The 9443-nt window shown below is 43.6% G+C and carries 12 protein-coding genes and 1 pseudogene; 7 read left to right on the top strand and 6 right to left on the bottom strand.

All coding sequences use genetic code 11. From position 1 onward, the window contains the following. Positions 1 to 219: 219 nt before the first annotated feature. Together AACT52_RS08670 and AACT52_RS08665 are read right to left on the bottom strand one after the other, a co-directional pair. Positions 220 to 1347, bottom strand: coding sequence for a hypothetical protein (locus AACT52_RS08670; protein WP_073636543.1), 1128 nt, complete (start codon positions 1345 to 1347; stop codon positions 220 to 222). Next, positions 1344 to 1946, bottom strand: a complete 603-nt coding sequence (locus AACT52_RS08665) for an RNA polymerase sigma factor (protein ID WP_073636542.1) — start codon at positions 1944 to 1946, stop codon at positions 1344 to 1346. Before AACT52_RS08665 ends, AACT52_RS08670 begins: the two co-directional genes overlap by 4 nt. Positions 1947 to 2130: 184 nt before the next feature. Between AACT52_RS08665 and AACT52_RS08660 the strand changes: the two genes are divergently transcribed. Together AACT52_RS08660 and AACT52_RS08655 are read left to right on the top strand one after the other, a co-directional pair. After that, positions 2131 to 3717: an MFS transporter gene (locus AACT52_RS08660; protein ID WP_073636541.1), complete on the top strand. Its 1587-nt coding sequence runs from the start codon at positions 2131 to 2133 to the stop codon at positions 3715 to 3717. Positions 3718 to 3857: 140 nt separating this feature from the next. Continuing rightward, the gene (locus AACT52_RS08655) at positions 3858 to 4160 is read left to right on the top strand and encodes a hypothetical protein (protein ID WP_073636540.1); all 303 of its coding nucleotides are present in this window, start codon (positions 3858 to 3860) and stop codon (positions 4158 to 4160) included. Between the two features lie 57 nt (positions 4161 to 4217). On the opposite strand, the gene AACT52_RS08650 is transcribed toward AACT52_RS08655, so the two are convergent. The 4 genes from AACT52_RS08650 to AACT52_RS08635 form a co-directional block, all read right to left on the bottom strand. Next, positions 4218 to 4856, bottom strand: coding sequence for a Uma2 family endonuclease (locus tag AACT52_RS08650; RefSeq protein ID WP_073636539.1), 639 nt, complete (start codon positions 4854 to 4856; stop codon positions 4218 to 4220). A 231-nt stretch (positions 4857 to 5087) separates the two neighbouring features. Next, complete coding sequence (locus tag AACT52_RS08645) at positions 5088 to 7352, bottom strand: pentapeptide repeat-containing protein (RefSeq protein ID WP_073636538.1); 2265 nt, start codon at positions 7350 to 7352, stop codon at positions 5088 to 5090. An 84-nt stretch (positions 7353 to 7436) separates the two neighbouring features. Next, a complete protein-coding gene (locus AACT52_RS08640; protein WP_233154262.1) occupies positions 7437 to 7697 on the bottom strand; it encodes a Txe/YoeB family addiction module toxin in 261 nt (86 codons plus the stop codon). Then, positions 7697 to 7945, bottom strand: coding sequence for a type II toxin-antitoxin system Phd/YefM family antitoxin (locus AACT52_RS08635; RefSeq protein ID WP_073636537.1), 249 nt, complete (start codon positions 7943 to 7945; stop codon positions 7697 to 7699). Before AACT52_RS08635 ends, AACT52_RS08640 begins: the two co-directional genes overlap by 1 nt. Before the next feature lie 120 nt (positions 7946 to 8065). Between AACT52_RS08635 and AACT52_RS08630 the strand changes: the two genes are divergently transcribed. The 5 genes and pseudogenes from AACT52_RS08630 to AACT52_RS08610 all read left to right on the top strand — a co-directional run bounded on the left by AACT52_RS08630 (position 8066) and on the right by AACT52_RS08610 (position 9392). Continuing rightward, positions 8066 to 8254: a hypothetical protein gene (locus AACT52_RS08630; protein WP_337251831.1), complete on the top strand. Its 189-nt coding sequence runs from the start codon at positions 8066 to 8068 to the stop codon at positions 8252 to 8254. After that, positions 8251 to 8481 (top strand): type II toxin-antitoxin system HicB family antitoxin, encoded by a 231-nt coding sequence (locus AACT52_RS08625; protein ID WP_073636536.1) that lies wholly within the window; start codon positions 8251 to 8253, stop codon positions 8479 to 8481. The genes AACT52_RS08630 and AACT52_RS08625 overlap by 4 nt, the downstream gene beginning before the upstream one ends. 87 nt (positions 8482 to 8568) lie before the next feature. Then, entirely contained in the window at positions 8569 to 8808 is a 240-nt protein-coding gene (locus AACT52_RS08620; protein ID WP_073636535.1) for a DUF2281 domain-containing protein, read from the top strand. 2 nt (positions 8809 to 8810) lie between these two features. Further along, a pseudogene (locus AACT52_RS08615) lies at positions 8811 to 9212 on the top strand (type II toxin-antitoxin system VapC family toxin). Between the two features lie 57 nt (positions 9213 to 9269). After that, entirely contained in the window at positions 9270 to 9392 is a 123-nt protein-coding gene (locus AACT52_RS08610; RefSeq protein ID WP_272937161.1) for a hypothetical protein, read from the top strand. Positions 9393 to 9443 lie beyond the last annotated feature (51 nt).

Raw genomic sequence — 9443 nt, 5'->3', positions numbered from 1 at the left:
AGAGCGCCAAGAATGGAGGTTATTTATTTAGTGCAGCTTCACATTAAATTGGTATAAAAAAGGACTGATAGAAAATCACGTGAGTGTCATAAGCAGGGGCAAATATGTAGCTCAAAAGTTTGATGATACCTATTTTTGAGCATATTGCCCCTGGTATTAGTTAATTTAATGAAAGGCAGCAGTCAAAACTGCAAAAAATCACAAAACCCCAAAAAGGGCTTATTGCATACTGCGGGCGATCGCCACTAATTCATCTCGACTGACTCCGCTAGGAGTGGTGATTTGAAATAGCATATCCCCTTCTTGCCACTGGATCTGTCGTGCCTGGGGGTTTTGATCCCATCGCATCCCATCAATAGAGCCTTCTTGATGGGAAATTGGCTCCCATGCTCCCTCGACATACTGCCCAGTCCTGTTACCAATTTGAATCAACTCAATCTTCGCACTAGCACCCACAGGACTTTTGCCAGGTTTTTGCAAAGCTGGCTCCTGCTGCGATATGATTGGCTTCTTTGACCAGAGCCAAGTTACACTTTTGCCCTTTGCGGTACTCCCTGTAGGTGCAAAAAAGATGGGACCAAATAATGGTTCTCCATCCAACCTTTGTTGAGCAATCAGGATCAAAGCCTTAGTTTGAGGATTTTCATAAGGCAAAACCACAAGATTTGGGTTAGGAGAACCGACATCTTGTAAGACAAAGCCAGTGGGTAGATAAGTAGGCTCCTTCAAGTCAAAACCTCTTTCTATCTCCATTTCTCTAACAGTTTTAGTGTTTCGGAACTCCTGTTCTATCTGTCGCCTCTCTTTTGCTGTATCGGATACGACCTTCGGCGTTCGACCTGTAGATGTAATACTATCGCTGCTAGTACGGATGAAATGTTCAAAGATTGTCTGTGCTAGAGAGCGCAACGACGGTGTCGATATGACTACGACTGATGAAATAGCGATCACAGCCATTGCAGCTATAGAAAATCGGTGAATAGGACGAGAACGTAACACAGCTAACTTCATAGTTCTGGTTCCTTGTATGAGTAGGTTTAGAGATGGAGAAAAGCGCAACCTGTTTTGCTGAGTTTCTGGCAACTCCTCAGTTTTCTGATTTGGAAAAACCTCAGAAGCGTCCACCACATTCGCTCCCAGCAATCGTGTTTCTAGTTCGGCTGCAAAAGTAGGATCTGGCTGGACTTCATCAGAGACAGCGGCTAGCATTGCAGCTAAGTCCATTTCAGATTGTGATAAGCTCGGTGGTGCAGAGACACTCTCTCCAGCAAGTTGAGCAGTGAGGAATGTGTCTAAGTCCTCAGCTATCTGCATTTCGTGACTTTTTGGGTGGTTCTCAGGTGTCATTGCTCTTCTCCTTTTGCATGAGGAGCCAGGTATTGTTGCAAATCAGCTATGGCTCGATAAATCAGCATTTTCACTGCTGCCTCGCTCTTTCCCATCACCTGACCAACTTCAGCGGTACTCAAGCCTCCAAAGATTCTTAGGGCAACGGCTTCAGCTCGATCTGGAGTCAGAATAGTCTTGACACATTGAGCAATTTGCTCTAGCTGCAACTGTCGGTCAATTTCTTCGTCTATTGGGGGACAGGGAGACGGTAACTGGTCAACAACTGTTAATGGCAGTGTTTCGCGGTTGTGACGAAAGTGATCGGCTGCTTTCCTACGGGCTATGCCCATCAGCCAAGCAGCAAACGATCCGCGACCTTGGTAACTGGTCATCGACTCCTTTGCCGCCAGAAAAGTTTGAGTCGTCAAATCTTGAGCATGGTGTACATCTCCAACTCGCATGAAAAAGTAGCTGTAGACATTTTTCAAATGACGGCGATAGAGTTCGGCGAAAGCAGAAGGATTGTGTTTGGCATCAATTGCCAAAATGTTGTCTGGTTTTGTCGAAACCTCCGGATGGAGACGTTGCCTGGGAATAGAAGATTGAGGATTATTCATCCAGGATGTCCTACATAATGATGTAGATGCGTCTTTTACACGCTTCATATAATCAGTCGTAGTAGGACGCTAATTCGTAACAGGTAAATCCCAATAAATTCCAAGAACATCCATGTGTGGTAGGGTTGTCCTAAGTGCAAAATCCTATTTGCATTCTTGGTGACAACATTCTCCCCAACTTAAAATGGCTAACATCGTCAAACAGCCGTGTGATGAGGGAGTGATTCGCTCGGCACCATGCACTGACCCTTGTTCTAGAAATGTTGGACGGTGGGTGCTAGCAGCAACAATCCTCGGTTCGAGCATGGCGATGATTGATGGTACTGTTGTCAATGTCGCACTTCCAGTATTGCAATCAGAGCTAAATGCAACCACTACCGACGTGCAGTGGATTGTTGAGTCTTATGCACTGTTTCTTGCTGCTTTAATTTTGGTTGGTGGATCATTAGGCGATCGCTTCGGACGGCGGCTCATCTTTGCCTGCGGTGTTGCTCTCTTCGCCTTAGCCTCAGTATGGTGCGGACTGTCGCCAAATGTGAATCAGCTTATCATTGCTAGGGCAGTTCAGGGAATTGGTGGTGCGTTGTTAGTTCCAGGAAGTTTAGCAATCATCAGCGCCTCATTTAGCGAACAACAGCGCGGACAAGCCATTGGAACTTGGTCAGGTTTCACAGCCATCACCTCAGCACTTGGTCCCGTTCTTGGCGGTTGGTTAGTTGAAAATGTTTCTTGGCGCTGGATATTTTTTCTTAATGTTCCCCTAGCTGGCATCGTACTGGGTATTTTGTTTTGGCGCGTACCAGAAAGCCGCGATGAAGAGTCTGCAAGACTGGACTGGTGGGGAGCAGCTTTAGTAACTCTCGGCTTAGGGGTGATTGTCTACGGACTCATCGAATCGTCTCACTTAGGATTATTCCATCCTCTGGTTCTAGGTTGCTTAGCAGTTGGCGCACTCAAGATGAGTGCGTTTATTTTTGTTGAGGCGAACAACCGCGCCCCGATGATGCCATTATCTTTATTCAAATCGCGCACCTTCAGCGGTGCAAATTTGCTCACACTGCTGCTTTATTCAGCCTTGGGCGGGGTGTTTTACTTTCTTCCGTTCAATCTCATTCAAGTGCAACACTACTCGGCTACAGCGGCTGGTGCGGTCTTCTTGCCGTTTATTGTAATCATGTTCTTCCTTTCACGTTGGTCTGGCGGGTTGGTGAGTCGTTACGGCGCAAAACTCCCCTTGACAATTGGTCCGATAATTGCTGCTCTTGGATTTGCTTTGTTTGCTGTGCCAGGAATTGGCGGTAGTTACTGGACAACATTTTTCCCTGCCATAGTCGTTTTAGGTTTGGGTATGGCAATTAGCGTTGCCCCCTTGACAACAACGGTGATGGGTGCTGTTAAGCAACGACAAGCTGGTATTGCTTCCGGAATTAACAATGCTGTTGCTCGCACTGCTGGCTTGCTGGCGATCGCCATTTTCAATATCTTTGTTTTCAATACTTTCAATCGCAGCCTCAATCAACGTTTAGCAACGTTGAACATACCGCCTGAAGTTCAGAAACTGTTGGATGAACAGCGTATCAAGCTAGCGGGTGCTGAAGTTCCTGCTGGTGTGAGTGTTGAGGTGAGTGGAAAGATAAGACAGGCGATCGCTCTTGCATTTGTAGATAGCTTTCGCTTGGTGATGTTTATTGCTGTTGGGTTGGCGTTGGCAAGTGCGATCGTTGCCTTTGTAATGATTGGGAGAAATAAAAGGCAGATACAGCAACAGTAAGGATGAATGGTGCATTACCCTCGGCTCATTGCTTTCTTCTTCACAAATTGCTCAAGTTTTTTTCTATACTGAAAGTGTAAAAGGGAAATAAGCTTTGCAAAGAAGAATTAGCGGAAGCGATCGCTTCGGAGGTGGCAAATATGATGAGAGCCACAGTATTATTAGTAACACTTCTAGTCTTTACACCTGCTACTGTTTTGGCACAACAAGAAAAGCAATCAACTCATTATTTAACAGTAACAACCGGGCAAAAACTAGAATCTGAGAAATTATTACGGATACGTGTTAACCAGCAAATTCAGAAATTTAATACAGTCGTTAAGCAGGCACTTAGAGAAACACAAGAGATCAAGCAGTTTAGCACACCATACTTAGTCGAATTCCAAAGGAGAAATGAGGATATACAACGCCGCCGAGATTTTATACGTCCCAGCGGTATTTAAGGTGTTTTTTGACATTTTATTTCAACTTTTTTCGTCTGATTCATCAAATATCATCTGTTACAAATTATTCTTTACCCAACTTTTAAAAGCTCTGATTGCTTGACTTCTCCCTACACTTAAACATTGCTTTACATATTCATTCACGAGTTCAATAATGGGGATGCCGGGAAAGTTAGGACTGAAATTAGCTGCCACATATTTTCCCTGCTGTAGGAGATTAATTTGCAATCCTTGCGGCGTGTATCGCCAAAGTTCAGGCACTCCCATCATCTCATAGTTATTAAATCGAGTACGGGAAGTAATATCAATTTCTATTGCTAAATCAGGCGGTGGATCTATAGTCAAATCTATGCGATTTTTACCAATAACAGCAGCACAATTCTGAATGTAAAAGCAAGTATCTGCTTCTACTGCTTGAGTCATACGCTCATTCTTAAAGGTTGTTGAACCTAAAACCTCAAAATCAATTTCTAGTTTTTCTAAAAGGATTTTTACTAAATCTCCAATAAATTCTTTATCTTTCTCATGTTCGGGCAAGGGAACCATAATTTCTAGCCAGCCATTACTATAAGAAATGCGAGCAGCACGCTTTTCTCCCAATTCCTCTAAAATGTTTTCTAACTGCTGCCAGCTAACATCTTTAAGCAACATTTGTTGCCCTGGTTTGACAATAATTTGTTGCAGTTCTAAAAGCATATATTTCTATTGGTTCAGTAGGGTGCGTTAAAGCAACGCGTAACGCACCGAGAAATGTGATACGTTACGGCAAGTTCTGACTCTCTCAAATTTTCAAATTCTGACATAAACACACCAATAAATGGGATGCGTTACGGCAAGTTCTGACTCTCTCAAATTTTCAAATTCTGACATAGCCGCAACACATCCTACTTAATTATACAGTGACTTCTAAACCATCCTGTCTTATACTTAGGTTAAACCCAGAAACTTTGAAATCAGCGGCAATAGTTTACTACACGCCTCAACCAATGTTGCCGCAGTGGGTAAGCCAGCTATTGTCCCTTTTAAAATCTTCATAGCCGTTTTAGCTTCTTTTTGCTTCGCCTCTTCTTGGGGATTTTTCCCGGCTTCCGCTAAGGTTTTTACTTGTTCTAAAGCCTCAGCTTTATCTTCTTCGGGTAAGTCCTTCTCAGCCTCAATTGCTGCTTGCAATTGCGTCAACAATTCCTTAATTCCCGGTTTTTCTGGTTCCGCAGATGGTAACTCATTGATGGTATTTGTTACCGTACCGCTAATTTCACCTAAATTCAAAGCTTGTCCGCTTGCATTAAAATCTCCGCCGACACTGCCAATTTCAATTTTGCGGCTGGAATCATTGCTGTTAGTCATATTTTTATTCTCTAATTTATTGTCAACTTGAACATTTATAGGCTTACTTGCTAATAAGCTAATAATCTCTTTCATCTCTCCACTTTGTTGGCGATAGATGACTATCTGCTCATCTTTAGCTTTTAGTAGTGCTTTATATTTTTCTTCTCCTGCTTTCAGTCCCTGTTGATAATATTGCATCAAAATACTATGAAACTTTTCTTTATCAGCATCAATAGGCACTTCAACTTTAACAACAACTACCCCATCACCTTTGTTTTCAATACCTTTGATAGCTAATTCCGTGTCTTCGTTTTCGGCTTGCACTTTTTTGAATGCCGCATCAAAAGCTTTCCAATCTATGCCGTTGCGGAAAATTAAATCAACAGTATTTAAAACTTCTTCAAACAGCTTGGTAAATTCTCCTGATTGAAATTCGCCACTGCTGGGACGGCGTTCGCGGTCATCGCTTCTAGGCTTGGGGCGTTCCAGAAGATAGATAAAGCGACAATCTACGTTATCTAACTTAGTTGTACTTTCAATATTCCATGCTTCCACACAAGCACCAGTCATGTGAGCGCTGGTAAAATTAGTGCGGACAGCTTGAGTGAGAGTCAGGTTTGCCCACTCTAAACAAGCTCCTTGGAAAGTGGCTTCATTAATATCAGCATCTTTGAGATTTGCTTCTTTCAAATCTGCGCCTATCAGGTTAGCGCCTTTGAGGTTAGCACCAACATAGGATTTTCCTCTACCATTGCCAGTAATAAGCAATTTTAGAACAGCTAGGTTAGTTAATATAGTCTTGCCGACTCTGGCAAAGTCAAGTTTTTTTGCTTCATAAAAACGAGTGCGTGTCAGGTTTGCTTTTTTGAAATCTGTATTTTTGAGGGTTGCACCAGTAAAATCAGCATCGGTTAAATCAGCACCACGAAAGCTGGTTCCACCTGTAGCGGCGAAGTCAATAGCAACTGAGCGAACCAAGGCGTATTTTTCGTCTCCAGCCAGACCGTGCCACCCAACGTAAACGCCAAGCATCGCGACGGCGAAGCCGAAGGCGAAGGCGACGGGGGCGATGTTGAGGAAGGCGACGGCGTCGGCGCCGGCGCGGTTGATGAGGTCTCTGGCGACGTCGGGGTTGTTGACGACGTATCTGGTGAAGGCGGCGAGGACGGCGAGGACAATGGGGACGGCAAGGGCGAAGGCGACGGCGACGGCGAAGGCGATGGGGCCGGCGACGGCGAAGGCAACGGCGAAGGCGAAGGCGATGGGGCCGGCGACAGTGATGGTGAGGGCGACGGCTGCGGCGAAGACGACGGCGACATTGAGGGCGGCGAGGACGGCTGAGATGAGGGCGATGATGACGACGACGGCTACGCGGACGCCTCTGGCGGCGGGAATGTCTCCGGCGACGGTGGCACAGACCCCTCCGGCGACGGCTCCGACGACGATGACGACGACGATGACGGTGAGGGCGACGGCTCCAACTTTCAATCCTACTGCGAAACCCTTGTAGACAGTGAAGATAAAAAAGATCGCAAGCTCAACTAGGAGGGCAAAATTGATGAAATTTTGATATTCTGGAAAATAATTAAGAGTACCAGTTTGTTTTAAAGAAGATACTAACAAGTCAGCAATAAATAGTGGAAATAGTCCTGATAGTGCCGCCAGTAGCCATGAGACTATAAGCAACCCAATTGTCCAACGTCGCTGTAGACCAGCTTTAGCACCTGTGAAGTCAGCACCTATGAGAATAGAGTTGGTAAAATCAGCCCCTCTAATATCTGCCTTGCTAAAGTTTGCCCCAGTCAGGTTTTCACCTTTAAAAGAGCGACCTCGGAGATTTTGACCGGAGTAGTCTGGCGGCATAACTGGGTCAGGAAGAGGTTTTTACAAAGATTTTATACAACTTTGCTGTAGAATATTCCCGATTTGATGAAATTTTCATCGATATTACTCATAATGAGTCCACATACTTAGAACTTTGACGACTCGCTCTTCTTCCAGCACTTCATATACAAGCCGATGCTGAATATTAATTCTCCGAGAATAAGCCCCTTGCAAATCTCCTTTTAACTTTTCGTAGGAAGGAGGATTTTCATAAGGATTTTGCTCCAAAATTGCAAGAAGCTCTTCTGCTTTCGGCTTGAGTGCAGCTGCAGCAAGCTTCTTTGCATCTTTTTGTGCTCGCTTGGTAAAGCGTAATTCCCACACTACCAATCAAGCTCCTCTTTGGTCACACATTCCTCAACAGGAGTACGCATTCCTTCAAGGAGATCCTCTCGCATTCCAGGAACTTGGAGTATGTGCAATGTTTCTTGGATTGCGTTCCAGTCTTCAAGAGCAACAAGTACCGCTTGATTTTGATGACCAGTAATAATTACTGGTGTATGAGATTTTGCACTTTCATTGATGACAGCATCAAGGTGCTGTTGTGCATCGTTGATATTAATCACATCCATGATTAGAACCTCTTTTCTATCCAGTTATGACAGAAAATGGCATAAATCGCCATAATATACAGTGAGGCTAGATGCCCAAGAAAATTAGAGAGTTAAAAGCGATATTACGGAAAGCAGGTTTTGACTACCGTCCTGCACTCATGTTGCCATACATTCTGGATTCATCCACTCATACCTGATGAACCCGTTACCATTGCTGGTAAAGATGGAGACGATGCACCAAAATACTTGGAAAAACAAGTGAATCAAGTTTTGGATAAATTAGAACAAATGCAGAAGCTTAAAGAAATTAATGCGGAGGAAGAATGAATTATCACTATAGTATGCTCATTCAATGGTCAAATGAAGATAACTGCTATTTAGTCCACCTACCAGAATTTCCTTGGCAGCAATACCACACCCACGGCAAAACCTACGAAGAAGCTGCGAAACACGGACACGAAATCATTGAATCACTCATTGAATGGTATCAAGAGCACCGGAAAGCTTTGCCGGAACCCATTGCTTTACCTGAGAAGCCATTAAAAGTAGCCTAAATTTTTCGCAAGTCACTAAGAAGAGCAAGTTTTGTCAATTGTCAGCTTGTAAAATAGCAAATAAAAAAGCAGTGAGAAAGATAAAATATGACGACTAAAGAATTATTAATCCAAGAAATAGAAACTTTACCACCAGAGTTGCTGAAAGAAGCACTTAATTTTATTCGAGAAATCAAAACCAGTTATACAGAAAAACAGTCAAATAAAAATAACTTACGCGGTTCTACGGCTGAAGATTTACTAGAATTTGCAGGAAATTGGGAAGGTGATGATATTAAAGAATGTCTTCAGCTTGTTCATGATACTCGTATGCCACTAGAATTTTAAGAATGTATTTGCTTGACACCAATCATTGCACTTTTTTGATAGAAGGTGAACCAAAAGTTGTCAATCACTTTCGGGAACTAGGTAAGGTTAGACTCGCCATCAGTGCCATCGTCGCAGGTGAACTCAGATTCATGGCACAAAACTCCCAACAAAAAACTGCAAATATCATCAAAATTCGCGCATTTCTCAACAGAATAGATATTTATCCAATTGATGATGATACAGCAGAAATTTACGGAGATTTCAAGTCTGAAATTATTAAAAGATTTGCACCAAAAGAAAAGAGTAAACGCAAAACAACTCAACTACAATAAATTGGCATTGGTGAAAATGATCTGTGGATTGCTGCTACAGCTTTACGCCATTCATTAATTCTCGTTACATCAGATAGTGATTTTCTTTGAATGCGTCAAGTCAGGGAATTTCCTGTAGAAAGTTGGATTTGATTTATTTTATTTACTATGGGGAAAACAAGCACAAAATTACAAGATGCGATCGCCGTTCGCGTATCCCTTACGGGAGGCTTTGCGCGAGCGCGTGTCCGTAAGGACTCAGGGACTCACGCGAGTGCGTTCCGCATCTGAGATCAAGCCTCGAGTTGCAACAGTGAGGAGGCGAAGCCTCCAAACCCTCGT

This window comes from Scytonema sp. HK-05, from assembly GCF_963872035.1.
In the GTDB taxonomy this organism is placed as follows: Bacteria; Cyanobacteriota; Cyanobacteriia; order Cyanobacteriales; family Nostocaceae; genus Kalymmatonema.
This window is presented reverse-complemented; position numbering and strand designations above follow the sequence as displayed.